Origin of the sequence: Thauera aromatica (assembly GCF_023093595.1) — a bacterium.
GTDB lineage: Bacteria > Pseudomonadota > Gammaproteobacteria > Burkholderiales > Rhodocyclaceae > Thauera > Thauera aromatica_A.
Window position 1 is genome coordinate 188,606 of sequence record NZ_JALLIK010000108.1, and the last position, 17,351, is coordinate 205,956.

The 17,351-nt window shown below is 66.4% G+C and carries 21 protein-coding genes and 1 tRNA gene; 15 read left to right on the forward strand and 7 right to left on the reverse strand.

The window, feature by feature from the left end:
- Positions 1-11: 11 nt before the first annotated feature.
- Positions 12-890, forward strand: coding sequence for a radical SAM protein (locus MXC99_RS14450; protein ID WP_247726120.1), 879 nt, complete (start codon positions 12-14; stop codon positions 888-890).
- Between the two features lie 15 nt (positions 891-905).
- Here MXC99_RS14450 and MXC99_RS14455 read toward each other — a convergent pair whose 3' ends face one another.
- Entirely contained in the window at positions 906-1,199 is a 294-nt protein-coding gene (locus MXC99_RS14455; protein ID WP_075149583.1) for a helix-turn-helix domain-containing protein, read from the reverse strand.
- A 257-nt stretch (positions 1,200-1,456) separates the two neighbouring features.
- On the opposite strand from MXC99_RS14455, the gene MXC99_RS14460 reads away from it, so the two are divergent.
- Positions 1,457-2,683 (forward strand): aspartate kinase, encoded by a 1,227-nt coding sequence (locus MXC99_RS14460; protein WP_107220332.1) that lies wholly within the window; start codon positions 1,457-1,459, stop codon positions 2,681-2,683.
- Between the two features lie 62 nt (positions 2,684-2,745).
- Positions 2,746-2,838 (forward strand) — tRNA-Ser (locus MXC99_RS14465).
- A gap of 217 nt (positions 2,839-3,055) precedes the next feature.
- Here the strand turns inward: MXC99_RS14465 and MXC99_RS14470 are convergent.
- Both MXC99_RS14470 and MXC99_RS14475 read right to left on the reverse strand, forming a co-directional pair.
- Positions 3,056-3,427 carry a type II toxin-antitoxin system VapC family toxin gene (locus MXC99_RS14470; RefSeq protein WP_247726121.1) on the reverse strand — a complete coding sequence of 124 codons (372 nt, stop codon included), beginning with the start codon at positions 3,425-3,427 and terminating at the stop codon, positions 3,056-3,058.
- Complete coding sequence (locus MXC99_RS14475) at positions 3,424-3,624, reverse strand: type II toxin-antitoxin system VapB family antitoxin (protein WP_247726122.1); 201 nt, start codon at positions 3,622-3,624, stop codon at positions 3,424-3,426. Before MXC99_RS14475 ends, MXC99_RS14470 begins: the two co-directional genes overlap by 4 nt.
- Positions 3,625-3,882: 258 nt before the next feature.
- Between MXC99_RS14475 and MXC99_RS14480 the strand changes: the two genes are divergently transcribed.
- Together MXC99_RS14480 and MXC99_RS14485 are read left to right on the forward strand one after the other, a co-directional pair.
- On the forward strand, positions 3,883-4,131 hold the full coding sequence (locus MXC99_RS14480) for a hypothetical protein (RefSeq protein WP_247726123.1): 249 nt from the start codon (positions 3,883-3,885) through the stop codon (positions 4,129-4,131).
- Positions 4,132-4,170: 39 nt separating this feature from the next.
- Complete coding sequence (locus tag MXC99_RS14485; protein ID WP_247726124.1) at positions 4,171-5,085, forward strand: alkaline phosphatase D family protein; 915 nt, start codon at positions 4,171-4,173, stop codon at positions 5,083-5,085.
- 111 nt (positions 5,086-5,196) lie between these two features.
- Here the strand turns inward: MXC99_RS14485 and MXC99_RS14490 are convergent, their stop codons facing one another.
- Both MXC99_RS14490 and MXC99_RS14495 read right to left on the reverse strand, forming a co-directional pair.
- Positions 5,197-5,436 carry a thioredoxin family protein gene (locus tag MXC99_RS14490; RefSeq protein WP_247726146.1) on the reverse strand — a complete coding sequence of 80 codons (240 nt, stop codon included), beginning with the start codon at positions 5,434-5,436 and terminating at the stop codon, positions 5,197-5,199.
- A gap of 248 nt (positions 5,437-5,684) precedes the next feature.
- On the reverse strand, positions 5,685-6,152 hold the full coding sequence (locus MXC99_RS14495) for a permease (protein ID WP_247726125.1): 468 nt from the start codon (positions 6,150-6,152) through the stop codon (positions 5,685-5,687).
- Between the two features lie 217 nt (positions 6,153-6,369).
- Here MXC99_RS14495 and MXC99_RS14500 point away from each other — a divergent pair, with 217 nt between their 5' ends.
- Together MXC99_RS14500 and MXC99_RS14505 are read left to right on the forward strand one after the other, a co-directional pair.
- A complete protein-coding gene (locus tag MXC99_RS14500; RefSeq protein WP_247726126.1) occupies positions 6,370-6,546 on the forward strand; it encodes a hypothetical protein in 177 nt (58 codons plus the stop codon).
- A gap of 12 nt (positions 6,547-6,558) precedes the next feature.
- Positions 6,559-7,884, forward strand: a complete 1,326-nt coding sequence (locus tag MXC99_RS14505) for a hypothetical protein (protein ID WP_247726127.1) — start codon at positions 6,559-6,561, stop codon at positions 7,882-7,884.
- Positions 7,885-7,971: 87 nt separating this feature from the next.
- Here MXC99_RS14505 and MXC99_RS14510 read toward each other — a convergent pair whose 3' ends face one another.
- Together MXC99_RS14510 and MXC99_RS14515 are read right to left on the reverse strand one after the other, a co-directional pair.
- Positions 7,972-8,787 (reverse strand): DODA-type extradiol aromatic ring-opening family dioxygenase, encoded by an 816-nt coding sequence (locus MXC99_RS14510; protein WP_247726128.1) that lies wholly within the window; start codon positions 8,785-8,787, stop codon positions 7,972-7,974.
- A 78-nt stretch (positions 8,788-8,865) separates the two neighbouring features.
- Positions 8,866-9,765: a LysR family transcriptional regulator gene (locus tag MXC99_RS14515; protein WP_247726129.1), complete on the reverse strand. Its 900-nt coding sequence runs from the start codon at positions 9,763-9,765 to the stop codon at positions 8,866-8,868.
- Between the two features lie 185 nt (positions 9,766-9,950).
- Between MXC99_RS14515 and MXC99_RS14520 the strand changes: the two genes are divergently transcribed.
- The 8 genes from MXC99_RS14520 to MXC99_RS14555 all read left to right on the forward strand — a co-directional run bounded on the left by MXC99_RS14520 (position 9,951) and on the right by MXC99_RS14555 (position 17,202).
- Positions 9,951-11,063 carry a 4-oxalomesaconate tautomerase gene (locus MXC99_RS14520; RefSeq protein ID WP_247726130.1) on the forward strand — a complete coding sequence of 371 codons (1,113 nt, stop codon included), beginning with the start codon at positions 9,951-9,953 and terminating at the stop codon, positions 11,061-11,063.
- Positions 11,060-12,085 (forward strand): amidohydrolase family protein, encoded by a 1,026-nt coding sequence (locus tag MXC99_RS14525; RefSeq protein WP_247726131.1) that lies wholly within the window; start codon positions 11,060-11,062, stop codon positions 12,083-12,085. The genes MXC99_RS14520 and MXC99_RS14525 overlap by 4 nt, the downstream gene beginning before the upstream one ends.
- Before the next feature lie 14 nt (positions 12,086-12,099).
- Positions 12,100-12,789 carry a 4-carboxy-4-hydroxy-2-oxoadipate aldolase/oxaloacetate decarboxylase gene (gene ligK, locus MXC99_RS14530; RefSeq protein WP_247726132.1) on the forward strand — a complete coding sequence of 230 codons (690 nt, stop codon included), beginning with the start codon at positions 12,100-12,102 and terminating at the stop codon, positions 12,787-12,789.
- 98 nt (positions 12,790-12,887) lie between these two features.
- Positions 12,888-13,802, forward strand: coding sequence for an amidohydrolase family protein (locus tag MXC99_RS14535; RefSeq protein WP_247726133.1), 915 nt, complete (start codon positions 12,888-12,890; stop codon positions 13,800-13,802).
- 2 nt (positions 13,803-13,804) lie between these two features.
- A complete protein-coding gene (gene ligA / locus MXC99_RS14540) occupies positions 13,805-14,272 on the forward strand; it encodes a protocatechuate 4,5-dioxygenase subunit alpha (RefSeq protein ID WP_247726134.1) in 468 nt (155 codons plus the stop codon).
- A 2-nt stretch (positions 14,273-14,274) separates the two neighbouring features.
- A complete protein-coding gene (locus MXC99_RS14545) occupies positions 14,275-15,129 on the forward strand; it encodes a class III extradiol dioxygenase subunit beta (protein WP_247726135.1) in 855 nt (284 codons plus the stop codon).
- Positions 15,129-16,088 carry a Gfo/Idh/MocA family oxidoreductase gene (locus MXC99_RS14550; protein ID WP_247726136.1) on the forward strand — a complete coding sequence of 320 codons (960 nt, stop codon included), beginning with the start codon at positions 15,129-15,131 and terminating at the stop codon, positions 16,086-16,088. Before MXC99_RS14545 ends, MXC99_RS14550 begins: the two co-directional genes overlap by 1 nt.
- A gap of 118 nt (positions 16,089-16,206) precedes the next feature.
- Positions 16,207-17,202 carry an aldo/keto reductase gene (locus MXC99_RS14555; RefSeq protein ID WP_247726137.1) on the forward strand — a complete coding sequence of 332 codons (996 nt, stop codon included), beginning with the start codon at positions 16,207-16,209 and terminating at the stop codon, positions 17,200-17,202.
- Positions 17,203-17,351: the final 149 nt, after the last annotated feature.

Consider the following 17,351-nt stretch of genomic DNA (forward strand, 5'->3'; position numbering starts at 1 on the left):
TTGAGCGAACGATGAATTCTTCTTTTTCCGGAGCGGGGGCGAGGGCCGGCAGGCTCAGCGTCCGCAACCATGACCGCGATCTGGCCGGGCTGACCTACGTCTATCCGGTGTTGTCGCGACGGGCCGGCGGGGTCTCGATCGGGATCAACCTGAATCCGAACAACGCCTGCAACTGGCACTGCGCTTACTGCCAGGTGCCCGGACTGGTGCGCGGCAAGGCGCCGGCGATCGATCTCGCCCGGCTGGAAGACGAACTGCACGGTTTCATCGATGACCTGCTCCATGGCGACTGGATGGAGCGCTTCGTTCCCGAAGGCACACGGGTGATCCGTGACATCGCCTTTTCCGGCAACGGCGAGCCGACCAGCGCGGTGGAGTTTGCGGAGGCGGTGGACCGAGTGGCGCGCGTGCGGGAGGCGTTCGGCCTCGCCAGTGCGGCGGTGCCGCTGCGGCTGATCACCAACGGCAGCCTGATGGCGCAGGCCCGCGTGCAGGAGGGGGTGCGCCGGCTCGCGCAGGCCGGGGGCGAGGTGTGGTTCAAGGTCGATGGCGGCAGCGCTGCGGCGATCGAGCGCATCAACGGGGTGCGGCTTGAACCGGCTGCGGTCGCACGCAACCTGGCGCGCAGCGCGCAGCTGTGCCCCACCTGGGTGCAAACCTGCATGTTCCGCTGGAACGGTGCAGCTCCCACCACCGCCGAGATCGACGACTACCTCGCGCTGCTTGCGGCGGCCGGTATCGGTCGGCTGGAGGGCGTGCTGCTGTACGGCATCGCCCGCCCGTCGATGCAGCCGGAGGCGGTGCATCTGGCGCCGCTGAGTGCGGCCGAGCTGGAAGCGATCGGGGACCGGATCGAAAAAAAAGGGCTGACGGTTCGCGTCAGCCCCTGATGCGCCGGCATGCGCTCAGCGCTCCTTGCGCTTGCTGCGCGCCTCCTTCTTTAGTGTCTTGTACAGTTCCGGGTTCGTCGTCTTGAGATATTCTGCAACTTCGACATCGTCACGCTTGACCTTGTTGATGTCGATCTGTTCGACGTGGACCAGGCGAAGCAGCGCTTGTACCGGACGGGGGATGTTGCGGCCGCTTTCGTAGCGGGATCCGCCGCTTTGGGTGACGCCGATCTTCGACCAGAACTGGGACTGATTCAGACCCAGCTTCCGGCGGATTTCGCGGACGTCCAGCTTTTCGGTAGCTTTCATCATCGTTCCTCATGTTTGCGCCGGCGATGCCTTGGGGGGCAGGCTTTATCCGCACAGCCGCTACGTTTTCCCTATGACTTAAGTCATAGGGCGTATGAAGTATAGATCACTATTCGCTCAACATACAATATCGATTTTGGCGGTTTTAATGAAACTTGCAAAAAATAACCTGCGCAAGCGTAGTTTCCGAGGTCGAGCAAAAATTTCCGCCTTTCGCTAGAATCCCCTGCTTTATCCACTGGCACTTGGATACGACAATGGCACTGATAGTTCAGAAGTACGGCGGCACCTCGGTGGGCAACCCCGAGCGCATCAGGAACGTCGCGCGCAAGATCGCGAAGTTCCGCGCGGAAGGGCACCAGGTGGTGGTGGTGGTGTCGGCGATGAGCGGTGAAACGAACCGGCTGATCGCGCTCACCAAGGAGGTGGCGTCCAATCCCAGCCCGCGCGAACTGGACGTCGTGGTGTCTACCGGCGAGCAGGTCACGATCGGCCTGTTGTGCATGGCGCTCGAGGACATCGGGGTGGCGGCGAAGAGCTATACCGGCGGCCAGGTGAAGATCCTGACTGATTCGCTGCACACCAAGGCGCGCATCCTGAACATCGAGGACGCGCCGATCCGCAAGGACCTGGATGGCGGCAAGGTCGTCGTCGTCGCCGGTTTCCAGGGCGTGGACGAGCACGGCAGCATCACCACCCTCGGCCGCGGCGGATCGGATACCACCGGGGTGGCGCTGGCCGCCGCGCTGAAAGCCGACGAGTGCCAGATCTATACCGACGTGGACGGTGTCTATACCACAGACCCGCGCATCGTTCCCGAAGCCCGCAAGCTCGACACCATCACTTTCGAGGAAATGCTGGAAATGGCCAGCCTCGGCTCGAAGGTCCTGCAGATCCGCTCGGTGGAATTCGCCGGCAAGTACAAGGTCAAGCTGCGCGTCCTCTCCAGTTTCGAAGATGGAGGCGAGGGCACGCTCATCACCGTTGAGGAAGACAAGAACATGGAACAGCCCGTCATCTCCGGCATCGCCTTCTCCCGTGACGAAGCCAAGCTCACCGTGACCGGTGTGCCCGACAAGCCGGGCATCGCCTACCAGATTCTGGGGCCGGTCGCCGACGCCAACATCGACGTCGACATGATCATCCAGAACGTCGGCCACGACGGCACCACCGACTTTTCCTTCACCGTTGCACGCGGCGACCTGGCCAAGGCGCAAAAAGTGCTCGAAGGCGTCAAGGCGCATATCGGCGCGCGCGCGATCGAGAGCGACAGCACGATGTGCAAGGTGTCGATCGTCGGCGTCGGCATGCGCTCCCATCCGGGCGTGGCCTCGCAGATGTTCCGTACCCTGGCCGAGGAAGGCATCAACATCCAGATGATTTCGACCTCCGAAATCAAGATCTCGGTGGCGATCGAAGAAAAATACCTGGAGCTCGCCGTGCGCGTGCTGCACAAGGCTTTCGGCCTCGACACCGCAGCCTGATAAACGCGCTCAATCCTGTTTGACCGGAAGGCACGAACTCGCTATGATCTCGCCTTCCTGATGGAGACGTGGCCGAGAGGTCGAAGGCACTCCCCTGCTAAGGGAGCATACCGTCAAAAACGGTATCGAGGGTTCGAATCCCTCCGTCTCCGCCAGAAGAAACGCTGAAACCCGCACTGCCGTTGGCTTTGCGGGTTTTTCGTTTCTGGCGGCCCAGCAGTGGAGGAGTCACCCTGGAACCAGCGGTTGCGCCGCCAGAAATCCGCTCAAGCCTTCGACGGGCCTGTCCTGAGCTTGCCGAAGGGTGCGGCAGATCTCGTCTTCGAGGGCTTGTCCGGTGTGAATGTGCGTCATCGAAATCCCGGTACCGAATCAGTGGGCGAGCGCATAGGTCAGACCGAGGCGAGCACTTGCGGCGCTCAGGCGCCGGTCGCGCGTCCACAGCCTTGTTCCGGGCGTCAGCATCACGGCGGCGAGCAAATGCGCATCCATGTAACCGATACCCAGCCCGAAAAGCCCCTGCGCTTCGATGAAGCGCAGCACCTCGTCGTCCGTTGCCACTACCGTCTGCGGGAGGTCGCTCATCGCACCCAGCACGGCGGCACGGTTTTTCAGGCTGCCGAGTGCGACTTCGCCCAGCACATGCGGATGCATCACCACCCGCCCCTCTGCCAGAAGCACGGAGAGATGTTGATCCGAGCCACGCAGGTGGTCGATCCAGATCGACGTATCGACGAGGATCATGCCGCAGGTTCCGGCTGCCGCCGCGGAATGTCGTTCAGTTGAGGCTCCGAGCCGCCCAGCAGGGCGAGGCGCCGGGCGCTTTCGCGCTGGATCAGTGCGCACAGGGCTTCCTTCACCAGGGTGGATTTCTCGGTCAGCCCGGTCAGTGCCTGAGCCTTGGCAAGCAGCTCGTCGTCGAGTGCGAGGGTGGTGCGCATAATGGGCTCGATGAAGTGACTTGAATCAATTTTAGCACCATTTGATGCGCTTATCCGTGCCTTTCGGCCTGGAGGATGGGACGCCCGATGCCCAGGAGGGGCGGTGGCGACATGCTTCCTGGCGTTCATGTCGAGGCTTGCTGCGACCTTGCGCTCGCGCCCATCCGTCCACACGGGATACGATCTGCGACACTACCTGCCCGGAAGCGGGTAGCCGTATGACGCGGGAAACAACGAGATCGACGAACGAGGTTCTACATGAAGTACGTGGCGGCAGTGTTGGCCGGTTCCTGTATGTGCCTTTCGAGTGCTGCGGCGATCGCCGCAACGCCTCAAGAGGGCACTCGAGCTTCAATGCTCTCCCTCATCGTGGTTGCGGGCGTGATGATCGTGGCGGTCAAGCTCGCCGTCGCTTTGGCCAAAAGGAAGATGGAAGCGGACATCAAAGCCGCTCGAGAAAAGTCCGGCGCGGATGCGCAAAAAAACGACTCGCAAACGGAAGGGTGACCTTGGCGAGCTGATTTCCTGTCGGTGATACGGCAGCCGATGACGGCCAGCAAGATAACCGCCTCCACGCCCCTCCTGCCGTTGTGCCCCGGAATCGCGTGGCGCGCCCTGCGCCGCCTGGCGCTGCCCTGGCTGGCGCTGTACGCGGCCGGTGCCGGTGCGGCCACCCTGGCTGGCGGCCCGATGGCCGGGCCGGCGACGTCCGAGCGCGTCGGCGTGTGGCTGATGACCGACGCCCCCGCGCAGGTGCAGCTCGAGTACTGGGCGCAGGGGCAGCCCGGCGCGGCGCAGCGCAGCGCGCCAGTCGCCACCCGCCCGGAGCGCGGCCACACCGCGCGTATCGACCTCGACGGTCTGCGGGCCGCCACCCGCTACGCCTACCGCGTGCCGCTCGGCGACGTCGAGCTGTTCCTGCTCGACGACCGCTACCACCGCGATGACGATGCCAGCACCGATCCGGCACGGACGATGCTCGGCGCAGCGCAGCTCGAATGGCTCAAGGGCGCGCTGCGCGACTCGCACGCCAGCTTCAAGCTGGTCACCAACGGCAGCCGCATGCTCAGCGACCGTCCGTCGCCGGAGCTGCGCGGCGGCGAAGGCTGGCACAACTTCCCGGCGGAACGCCAGGCCTTCCTCGACTGGCTCGCTGCGGAACGCATCGACGGCGTGCTCTTCGTCTCCGGCGATATCCACTACACCCACCTGACCGAGCGCGAGCGCCCCGGCACCTACCCGCTCACCGAGCTGACCTGCTCGCCGCTGACCGCGCGCGTGCATCCCCGCCCCTTCCCGGTGCGCGAGGTTCCTGGAACCCTGGTCACGCAGCGCAACTTCTGCACCCTGCAGTTCTCCGGGCCGGCCGGCGCGCGGCTGCTCCGCGTCGCCGCGTGGGACGCCGCGGGCACGCGCCTGTGGGAGGCGGAATTTCCAGCCGCGCGGCTGCGCACGCCGTGAGCGCACCGGGTCTTGCGCAAACAGCCAAGAACCAGCTTCGTGCAGATTTCCAGCCTGCCATGCTCTTTCGCCGCGTAGAGATCGCTGCTCGGCTGTTCGAGTCCGGAGACTTCAGGCCGCCCGGATCCACCCCGCAATCGTTGCCGTCGTCGGAATCCGCCCCGGCGACACCAGCTTTTCGCCGATCACCAGCCCCGGAGTCTTGAGCACGTCGTGGGCGAGGACCTCGTCCATGTCGGTGATCCTGAGGACTTCGGCTTCCCTGCCGGTGGCGGCGACGGCTTCGCGTCCGAGCTCTTCCAGCTTCCGGCAATTGGCGCAGCCGGGGCCGAGCACCTTGATGTCGAGCATGATCAGACCCCTTTCAGTGAACACCCACGGCGGCGGGTGACCGACAGCAGCGCCGCCGGCAGAGCGATGAAGCCCGCCAGGTAGGGGGCGAGCATGAGCAGCGAAGCTGCCGTCGATCCAGGCGCCGTAGATGAGGTCGGCAGCGGCGCTGAAGAGCGCGACCAGGCCGACGTAGGTGAAGGTGTTCTTGCGCCCGATGATCGCCGCGATGATCAGGATGCTCTGCTGCGACAGCGCGGGGTCGGGCATCAGGTACCGGTCAGTACATCGAGCTTGAGCGTCCCCACCAGCAGCAATGCCACCCACACGAACAGGAACACCAGCGCCATCCGCTCCATCCCCGCGCCCTGCGCGCCGAAAGCCGTGTCGGTGGCGCGGTCGTGCGCGGCGTCGTTGCGGTGGAAGATCAAGGCCATGATCAGGCCGATCCCGATCCCGAAAGTCAGCGAGAGCAGAAAGCGCGCGAGGGCAAGATCGGGGCCGATGATGCCGCCGGTGTAGACCAGCGCCAGGATGTCGGCCGCCGGCGCGAAGAACAGGAAGGTGATCGCCGGGCCGAGGCCGGCGCCCTTCTTGTAGATGCCGGGGAAGAGCGGAACGATGGTGCACGAGCACACTGCGAGCAAGGATCCGGCGGCCGCTGCAGCGGGATACGACACCGCCTTGCGCGAGTTGCGACCGAGGAAGCGGGTCTCCTTCGGAATCAGCGCTGACATTGCGCCGGCGATGAAAAGGCGGGCAGCAGGCACAGCAGCGCATGGGCCGCGAGATAGGCCGCAAGGTTACCCAGGCCGCCGTACAGGATGGACTCCCCCAGGAAAGCACCATGTCCATGACACCTACTCCGAGAAGTCCTGCAACCTGACATCCGCTCGACTCGACCCAGAGGCGCAGCCGAATCGCCTGATCCGCCGCCGACAAGCAGGCTCACCCATGAAAACGTCGCGTGAGAAAAAGGCGGCAGGGTCAGTCGCGCGGGGGGGGGGGCACGAAACAGAAGACCTTCCCGTCCTTATCGAACTGGACCTGGCGGGCACGTTGTTCCGTGCCCAAGAGCCGGACCTCACCGTCGGGGCGATGGGGCCGATGACGGACTTCGGTTCGAAGTGAGATCATGTATAAATGGATATGGACTCGGTCGATTTCAGCTTTACCCGGCACGCCAGCGCACACGACGTGGCTGCGGCGATCAACCGGGACTGCGAGTGCCGCAGTCTCGACCCCGCGCGCCTGCGCCGGCAACTCGAAGCAGAGCCGAGCCTGCTCGGTCTCGCCGCCGAGATCGGCCGCAGCCGGCCGCATCTGTTCTCCGCGACCGCCGTGTTCATCGCGCCCGAAACGCTCCTGGCCATGGCAGACCTCGTCGCGGCGGTCGAATCGGTCCTGGCGCTGCCCGCGTACCAGGCGATCGCACTCGATCGTGCCCCGCCGATCGCCCGCATCGACCTGGGGCCGAAGTCGGTATTCATGGGCTTTGACTTCCACCTGGGTGAAGCCGGCCCGCAGCTCATCGAGATCAACACCAACGCCGGCGGGGCCATGCTCAACGGTGCCCTGGCGCGCGCACAAAAGGCCTGTTGCGAGCAGATCCAGCCCTTCCTTCGGCCGACGGCGGCGCTCGATGCGCTCGACCGCCACTGGCTGGACGACTTCCTCGCCGAATGGGCGCTGCAGGGGCGAAGCGGCCGGCCCGCCCGCGTGGCGATCGTCGACGAACATCCTACGGCGCAGTATCTGTACCCCGAGTTCCTGCTCTTTCGCCACCTCTTCCGCAGTGCCGGTATCGACGCCGTGATCTGCGACCCCGCCGAGTTGTCGTTCGATTCGGGGCGCCTGATGCACGCCGGCGCGCCGATCGATCTGGTCTACAACCGCCTGACCGACTTCTACCTGCAGGCTCCGGCGCTGGTGCCCTTGCGCGCGGCCTACGAAGCCGGTGTGGTGGTGCTGACCCCACACCCGCGCGCGCACGCGCTGGTTGCGGACAAGCGCAATCTCACGCTCTTGAGCGATGCCGCGCAGCTTGCCGGACTGGGCGTTTCCCCGCCCCATGTCGAGCGCTTGCGCGCGGGAGTCCCCCGCACGGTGGCCGTCACCCCGGAACGGGCAGAGGCCTTGTGGGCCGCACGGCGCGGCCTGTTCTTCAAACCCTTCGCCGGCTTCGGCAGCCGTGCGACCTACCGCGGCGACAAGCTCACGCAGCGCGTCTGGCAGGAGATCCTCGCCGGCGGCTACGTGGCGCAAAGCCTTGCCCTTCCCTCGGAACGGCGGGTCGCGATCGATGGGCAGAGCAGCGATCTGAAGCTCGATGTCCGTGCCTATGCGTATGCCGGCTCGATCCGTCTGGTCGCGGCGCGGCTGTACAAGGGACAGACGACCAATTTCCGGACGCCGGGCGGCGGGTTCGCGCCGGTGTTTGTGACCCGTGCGAGTGATCTTGCCGGATGATTCGAGCTGCAGCAGGCCCGGGCGGACTTTTTGCACCAGCTCGCCAATGGGGAAGGGCCGGGCGGCGGCCCCGATCTCCCTGAGAAGTCAGTCGAACCGAAAGGCCGACAACGTGGTTTCCATCACCCGGTCGCTGAAGACGCATCGGCCGCCAGCTTCGCTCGCCGCGCCGGCAACCACCATCAGCGGCAGCAGATGCTCCTCGGCGCGCGGCGGATGGCACAGCCGGGCCGACGGCGCCTGTTCCCAGGCGGCCAGGGCATGCTCGCGCTGCGGCGCTGCGGACTCGACCGTGTGCACCAGCCAGCGGTCGAACGTATCGGAAACCGGCCCGAAGCGCGGGTCGCCGTAGCCGCGCATGTTGTGAAAGCTCATGCCGCTGCCGACGATCAGCACGCCTTCATCGCGCAGCGGGGCCAGCGCGCGGCCGGCATCCAGGTGCGCCTGCGGGTCGAGGTCGTGGCGCAGCGAGAGTTGCACCACCGGAACGTCGGCGGCGGGGAACATCAGCTTCAGCGGAATGAACATGCCGTGGTCGAAGCCGCGCGCGTCATCCTGGCGTGCCGGCAGCTGCGCCTGGCCGAGCAGGGCGGCAATGCGTGCCGCCAGCTGCGGCGCGCCGGGCGCCGGATAGCGCAGCTCGTAGGTGTGCGGCGGAAAGCCGTAGTAGTCGTAGATCAGCTCCGGCTGCGCGCCGCTGCCGACGCTGAAGGCCGGTTCCAGCCAGTGGGCCGAGACCAGCACGATGGCCGACGGGCGCGCGGGCAAGGTGCCCGCCACGTTCTCGAGGAAAGCGGCCATGGCGTTCCACGCGTCGGGCGGGTTCCAGTCCATGAAGAAGCAGGGTCCGGCGCCATGGGGCACGAACAGGGTGGGCATGCGGGTATTGCCGATGGCGGTCATGATCATGCTCCGCGGGGTGAAATTGCGTGGACAGAGTATCGCCTGGGGTGCCGGGTGAGCGCTTCGGCGATGGCTCGCTCAGCGCGTGGTCAGCAGCTGCGGGATGAGCTCTTCGAGCAGGTTCAGCATCGCCCGCTGCGTGCCGGTGCTGGGGCGGCGGGAACTGAGCGCGAGGGACAGTCTGGACTGCAGCTGCGGTGAAACGATCGGGCGGGTGGCGAACAGGGACGGGGTGGCGGCGGTGAGGACGGCATTGCGAGTCAGCACGGCGCGGCCGGCACCGTCGGCGACCAGATCGAGGATGGTGGGCACGCCGTCGATCTCGAGCGTGATCTCCGGGTGGAGGCCGAGTTTGCCCAGCTCGGTCTCGACCAGCATCCGGATCGAGTTGGGCCGGCTCGGAATCACGAGGGGCTGGCGGGCGAGATCCTTGAGCGTGATCGGCTCGCCGGCGGCGGGATCGTCGCTGCGTTGAATCAGGTACAGCGCTTCGTCGAGTAGCGGGATCAGGTCCACGTCGGGAGACGGGGTCGCGTTATACACCAGCGCGATGTCGAGGCGGCCGGAGACCAGGGATTCCTGCATGGTGACCGAGAGTCCCTCGATGATCGACAGCGCCGCTTGGGGCATGCGTTGACGAAACGCGCGCGTGACCGGCACGGCGACCCGCTTCGACAGGCTGGGCGGCATGCCGAGTGCAACCCGGCCGGAGAGGGCGCCGCGCACCCGCGACAACTCTTCGCGCAGGCGTTCGATCTGGTGGAGCACGCCGCGGCTGTGTTCGAGCAGCACGGTGCCGGCTTCGGTGAGGGTGACGCCGCGACCGTTGCGCACCAGCAGGTTCTGGTGCAGCTCGACTTCGAGCAGGCGCACCTGGCGGCTGAGTGCGGGCTGGGCGATGTCGAGCGCGATCGAGGCGCGGGTGAAGCTGCCGAGCTCGGCGACCCGGACGAAATAAGCGAGCTGTTTCAGGTCCATGACGTTAGGCGATAGGATTGCCGGAAACCGATCCTGCCCGCGGCCGGCTGCGGGGGCGGCCTGTGCGGGAAGCGCGGGAGGTGTCGGGGCAGACAGGTCATGCTTGAAGTGAGATATGTTCTGCCCGGTTATAGCATGATTCGATAGCTGTTAGATGCTTGGCGCCCTATTGCGAGGAGCAGCGGATGAACAGAATGCAAGCCATGCAGACCCCGATCCCCACCCTCTTCATGCGCGGCGGCACTTCGCGCGGGCCGTTCTTCCTCGAATCCGACCTGCCGGCGGACCGGGCGACGCGCGACCGCGTGCTGCTCGCCGTGATGGGTTCGCCCGACCGGCGCCAGATCGACGGCCTCGGTGGTGCCCATCCGCTCACCAGCAAGGTCGGCATCGTGCGCAAGAGCACCGTGCCCGGCGTCGATCTCGACTTCCTCTTCGCCCAGCTGCAGCCCGACCAGGACAGGGTCGACACCACGCCCAACTGCGGCAACATGCTCGCCGCGGTCGTGCCCTTCGCGCTCGAGACCGGCCTCGCCCAGGCGCAGGGCGACACGACGACGCTGCGCGTGCTCACGCTCAACACCGACATGCAGTGCGATATCACCGTGCACACCCCCGGCGGGCAGGTCGCCTACGACGGTGACGCGCGCATCGACGGCGTGCCCGGCACCTCGGCGCCGATCAAGATCAACTTCCTCGACACCGCCGGCTCGGTGTGTTCCGGCCTGCTGCCCACCGGCAAGGTCAAGGACGTCATCGACGGCGTCGGCGTCACCTGCATCGACAACGGCATGCCGCTGGTGATCCTGCGCGCTGCCGACGTCGGCCGCAGCGGCTACGAGAGCGTCGCCGAGCTCAACGCCGACACCGCGCTCAAGGCGCGCATCGAGCGCCTGCGTCTCGCCTGCGGCCATGCGATGGGCCTGGGCGACGTCAGCGCGAAGAACTACCCGAAGATGACGCTGATCGCCCCCGCCCAGCACGGCGGCAGCCTGGCCACGCGCAGCTTCATCCCCCACGTCTGCCATGACGCCATCGGCGTGCTCGCCGCGGTCACCGTCGCCACCGCCTGCGTGCTGAAGGGCTCGGTCGCTGAAGGCATCGCCGTCGTGCCCAAAGGCAGTGTCAAGTCGGTGTCGGTCGAGCATCCCACGGGCGAATTCTCGGTCGAGCTCGAGCTCGACCCCGCCGACCCGCAGAACGTCACCCGCGCGGCCCTGCTGCGCACCGCGCGCCTGATCATGCGCGGCGAAGTCATGGTACCCACCTCGGTCTGGAACAAAGGAGACAAGGCATGATCATCGACATCCACGGTCACTACACGACCGCGCCGAAGGTGCTCGAAGAGTGGCGCAACCAGCAGATCGCGGGCCTCAAGGACCCGGCCGTCGCGCCCAAGGTCGCCGACCTCAGGATCAGCGATGACGAGCTGCGCGAGACGATCGAGAACAACCAGCTGCGCCTGATGAAGGAGCGCGGCTCGGACCTGACGATCTTCTCGCCGCGCGCGAGCTTCATGGCCCACCACATCGGCGACTTCAACACCAGCGCGACCTGGGCGGCGATCTGCAACGAGCTGTGCTACCGGGTCAGCCAGCTCTTTCCGGACTACTTCATCGGCGCCGCGATGCTGCCGCAGTCGCCGGGCGTGAGCCCTTCGACCTGCCTGCCCGAGATCGAGAAGTGCGTGAAGGAATACGGCTTCGTCGGCATCAACCTGAACCCGGACCCGTCCGGCGGCCACTGGAAGGAGCCGCCGCTGTCCGATCGGCACTGGTACCCGATCTACGAGAAGATGGTCGAGCTCGACATCCCGGCGATGATCCACGTCAGCACGAGCTGCAACGCCTGCTTCCACACCACCGGCGCGCACTACCTGAACGCGGACACCACCGCCTTCATGCAGTGCCTGACCAGCGAGCTGTTCAAGGACTTCCCCACGCTGCGCTTCGTGATCCCGCACGGCGGCGGCGCCGCGCCCTATCACTGGGGACGCTTCCGCGGCCTCGCGCAGGAGCTGAAGAAGCCGCTGCTGACCGAACACCTGCTCAACAACATCTTCTTCGACACCTGCGTCTATCACCAGCCCGGCATCGACCTGCTGACCAAGGTCATCCCGGTCGACAACGTGCTCTTCGCCTCCGAGATGATCGGCGCGGTGCGCGGCATCGACCCCGAGACCGGCCACTACTACGACGACACCAAGCGCTACATCGAAGGCGCCAATCTCACCGCCGAAGAGCGCCACCAGATCTACGAAGGCAACGCCCGCCGCGTCTATCCGCGGCTGGATGCGGCATTGAAGGCCAAGGGCCGGTAACGGGAGGAATCGACATGTCCATCAACAATCTCGGCATCGTCAAGCGCAACATCGAGCGCACCGACGCAGACACCGTGGCACGCCTGGCGCAGTTCGGCGTCGCCACCATCCACGAGGCGTTCGGCCGTGCGGGCCTGATGAAGCCCTACATGCGCCCGATCTACACCGGTGCCCATCTGTGCGGGACGGCCGTCACCGTGCTGCTGCAGCCGGGCGACAACTGGATGCTGCACGTCGCCGCCGAGCAGATCCGGCCCGGCGACGTGGTGGTGGCCGGCTGCATCACCGACAGCACCGACGGCTTCTTCGGCGATTTGCTCGCCACCTCTTATCGGGCGCGCGGGGCCAAGGGGCTCGTCATCGATGGCGGCGTGCGTGACGTCAAGGATCTCACCGCGATGGGTTTTCCGGTGTTCAGCCGGGCGATTCACGCCAAGGGCTGCACCCGCGCCACCCTGGGCTCGGTGAACGTGCCGGTGGTGTGCGCCGGGGCGCTGGTCGAGCCGGGCGACGTGGTTATCGCCGACGATGACGGCGTGGTGGTGGTGCCGCGTGCGGTCGCTGCCCAGGTTGCCGATGCCGCGGCCGCGCGCGAAGCCAACGAGGCCGCCAAGCGCGCCCGCTTCGCTGCGGGCGAGCTGGGCCTCGATATGTATTCGCTGCGCGAGCCGCTCGCCAAGGCCGGGCTGAAATACATCGACTGAAATACAAGAAGGGACGGCGTGCCACGGGCGGGAATAGCCGCTCGCCTGCCGCAGGCCTCGCACGCCCGACCACAACTGAGAGCACCAGAGGACGACCCATGCAATTCGACAAGACCCCCGGCTGGCTCGACTGGTACGCCGGCCCGAGCAAGCCCCGCTTCCAGCTGCCGGCGGGTGCAGTGGACGCCCACTGCCACGTGTTCGGCCCCGGCGCCGAATTCCCCTATGCCCCCGAGCGCAAGTACACGCCCTGCGATGCGAGCAAGGCCGAGCTCTTCGCCCTGCGCGATCAGCTCGGCTTCGCCCGCAACGTGATCGTGCAGGCGACCTGCCACGGCGCCGACAACCGTGCGATGGTCGATGCGCTGATCCACTCCGGCGGCAAGGCCCGCGGCGTCGCCACCGTGCGCCGCAGCATCACCGACCAGGAACTGCAGGACCTGCACGCTGCCGGCGTGCGCGGCGTGCGCTTCAACTTCGTCAAGCGCCTGGTCGACTTCACTCCGAGGGACGAGCTGCTCGAGATCGCCGCCCGCATCGCGCCGCTGGGCTGGCACGTGGTGATCTACTTCGAGGCCGCCGACCTGCCCGAGCTGTGGGATTTCTTCACTGCGCTGCCGACGCCCGTCGTCGTCGACCACATGGGCCGCCCGGACGTCGCCAAGCCGGTCGACGGCCCGGAGTTCGAGCTGTTCGTGAAGTTCATGCGCGACAACCCGAACGTCTGGTCCAAGGTCAGCTGCCCCGAGCGCCTGTCGCTGACCGGGCCGAAGGCGCTCGATGGCGAACAGAATGCCTACCGCGACGTCGTCCCCTTCGCCCGCCGCATCGTCGAGACCTTTCCCGAGCGCGTGCTGTGGGGCACCGACTGGCCGCACCCCAATCTGAAGGATCACATGCCCGACGACGGCCTGCTGGTGGATTTCATCCCCCACATCGCTCCCACTGCGGAACTGCAGAAAAAGCTGCTCGTCGATAACCCGATGCGTCTCTACTGGCCCGAGGAGTGCTGATCATGGCTTTGGACAAACCTTACAAGGATATTCCCGGCACCATCATTTTCGATGCCGAGCAGTCGCGCAAAGGCTACTGGCTCAACCAGTTCTGCATGTCGCTGATGAAGGCCGAGAACCGCGCCCGCTTCAAGGCCGACGAGCGCGCCTATCTCGACGAGTGGCCGATGACCGAGGAGCAGAAGCAGGCCGTCCTCGCGCGCGACCTCAACTGGTGCATGCGCACCGGTGGCAACATCTACTTCCTCGCCAAGATCGGCGCCACCGACGGCCTGAGCTTCCAGCAGATGGCCGGCAGCATGACCGGCATGACCGAACAGGAATACCGCGACATGATGATCAGGGGCGGGCGCTCGCCCGAGGGAAACCGTTATCTGGGCGAAGATGGCGACGCCCAGCCGCAGCACCAGCCCCAGGGCGCCGCCGGTCGTCAACCGGGCCGCCCAGTCGGCAAGAACAAGGGAGCCTGACCATGGCCAGAATCACCGCATCCGTCTACACCTCGCACGTACCCGCGATCGGTGCCGCGATCGACCTCAAGAAGACCGGCGAGGCCTACTGGCAGCCGCTGTTCAAAGGCTACGAATATTCCAAGCAGTGGATGAAGGAGAACACGCCCGACGTCATCTTCCTCGTCTACAACGACCACGCCACCGCCTTCAGCCTCGACATGATTCCGACCTTCGCGATCGGCACCGCGGCCGAGTTCGCCCCCGCGGACGAGGGCTGGGGGCCGCGCCCGGTGCCGAAAGTCATCGGCCATCCAGAACTCGCTTCGCACATCGCCCAGAGCGTGATCCAGGACGACTTCGATCTCACCATCGTCAACAAGATGGATGTCGACCATGGCCTCACCGTGCCGCTGTCGCTGATGTGCGGCGAGCCCGAGGCGTGGCCGTGCGCGGTGATCCCGTTCGCTGTCAACGTCGTGCAGTATCCGGTGCCGTCGGGGCGGCGCTGCTTCCAGCTCGGCCAGGCGATTCGGCGCGCGGTCGCGTCCTACGATGACGACCTCAAGGTGCAGATCTGGGGCACCGGCGGCATGAGCCACCAGCTGCAGGGCGCGCGTGCCGGCCTGATCAATGCCGAGTGGGACAACTGCTTCCTCGACCGCTTGATCGACGATCCGGCCGGCTTGTCGGAGATGCCGCACATCGAGTACGTGCGCGAAGCCGGCTCCGAAGGCATCGAGCTGGTGATGTGGCTGATCGCGCGCGGCGCGATGGCCGACATCGACGGCGGCCCCAGGCCCAACGTCAAGCACCGCTTCTTCCACGTCCCGGCGTCGAACACCGCAGTGGGCCACCTGATCCTGGAGAACAACTGATGGACAAGACGATCAAGGTTGCGCTGGTGGGTGCCGGCGCCTTCGGCATCAAGCACCTCGACGGCATCAAGAACATCGACGGTGTCGAAGTGGTCTCGGTCATCGGCCGCGACCTGGACAAGACCCGCGAAGTCGCCCGCCAGTACGGCATCGCCCACGCCGGCACCGATCTCGCCGACAGCCTGGCACGGCCCGAAGTCGATGCCGTGATCCTGTGCACGCCGACGCAGATGCACGCCGAGCAGACCATCGCCTGCCTGCAGGCGGGCAAGCACGTCCAGGTCGAGATCCCGCTCGCCGACACCTTGAAGGGCGCCGAGGAAGTGGCGAAGCTGCAGCAGGAGACCGGCCTGGTGGCGATGGTCGGCCACACCCGCCGCTTCAACCCCAGCCACCAGTGGGTGCACAACAAGGTCAAGGCGGGCGAATTCAACATCCAGCAGATGGATGTGCAGACCTACTTCTTCCGCCGCACCAACATGAACGCGCTCGGCCAGCCGCGCAGCTGGACCGACCACCTGCTGTGGCACCACGCCGCGCACACCGTCGACCTGTTCGCCTACCAGGCCGGCAGCCCGATCGTCCAGGCCAATGCCCTCCAGGGCCCGATCCACCCGGCTCTGGGCATCGCGATGGACATGTCGATCCAGTTGAAGGCCGCCAACGGCGCGATCTGCACGCTGTCGCTGTCGTTCAACAACGACGGGCCGCTGGGCACCTTCTTCCGCTACATCGGCGACACCGGCACCTACATCGCGCGCTACGACGACCTCTTCAACGGCAAGGAAGAGAAGATCGACGTCTCCAGGGTGGCGGTATCGATGAACGGCATCGAGCTGCAGGACCGCGAGTTCTTCGCCGCGATCCGCGAAGGCCGCGAGCCGAACTCCAGCGTTGCCAAGGTGCTGCCCTGCTACCGGGTGCTGCACCAACTCGAGCAGCAGCTCGATGCGGCCTGAGCGGTAGCCTGCCGGCCGCAGCGCAGACGGCGGACGCGCCACGCCGTCGCCTGCGTGCTGCCGGCGCCATCCGTGCGGCGGATCGTCCGCGCCCGTCTTTCCGTACCGGAGTCTCCTCATGCAACAACGCCCCCTCGGCCCCTTCCAGGTCGGCGCGATCGGCCTGGGCTGCATGAACCTGTCCCACGCCTACGGCGTGCCGCCCGCGCCTGAGCAGGCGGAAGCGCTGCTGCGGCGCGCACTGGACCTGGGCGTCACCCACTTCGACACCGCCGCGCTGTACGGCTTCGGTGCCAACGAGACGCTGCTCGGCCGGGTGTTGGCGCCGTATCGGTCGCGCTTCACGCTGGCGAGCAAGTGCGGGATGACCGGTGTCGATGGCAAGCGCGTCATCGACGGCCGCCCGCAGACCCTCAAGCGCACCTGCGAGGAAGCGCTGCGCCGCCTCCGGACCGAAGTCATCGACCTCTACTACCTGCACCGCTGGGACAAGTCGGTGCCGATCGAGGACAGCGTCGGTGCGCTCGCCGAGCTGGTAGGCGAGGGCAAGATCCGCGCCATCGGCCTGTCGGAAGTGTCGGCCGCCACCTTGCGCCGCGCCCACGCGGTGCATCCGGTCGCCGCGGTGCAGACCGAATATTCGCTGTGGACGCGCAACGCCGAGATCGCGGTGCTGGAGGCCTGCCGCGCGCTCGGCGTCGCCTTCGTCGCCTTCAGCCCGGTGGCGCGCGGCTTTCTCGCCGGCGCGCTGACCACCCCCGCCCAGGTCGCCGCCTTCGACGCGAAGGACATCCGCCGGGCGATGCCGCGCTTCCAGGGCGCGGCCTTCGCCGCCAACCTGCGCCTGCTCGAAGGCTACTTCGCCCTCGCCCGCGAAGCCGGCTGCACGCCGGCCCAGCTCGCCCTTGCCTGGCTGCTGCACCAGGGTGAGCACATCCTGCCGATTCCGGGCACCACCCGCCCCGACCATCTGGAGGAAAACCTGCAGGCCGGCGAAATCCGCCTCGATGGTGATCTGGTGGTGCGGCTCGATGCCCTGATCAACCGCCACACGGTCAGCGGGGCGCGCTATGCGGCAGCGACCCAGGCGGAAATCGACACCGAGAAATTCTGACCGCAGGGAGGCGCGCAAGGGCCTCGTTTCGCGCGTGCTGTTGGCAACAAATAGAACTGTCCGGTGTTGTAGCAAATGAATTGTCCGCTCGATTATGCGAGGCGGTAACGCTGCGCAGGGCGTAGCCCGAAGCAGCGTTACCGCCTCGC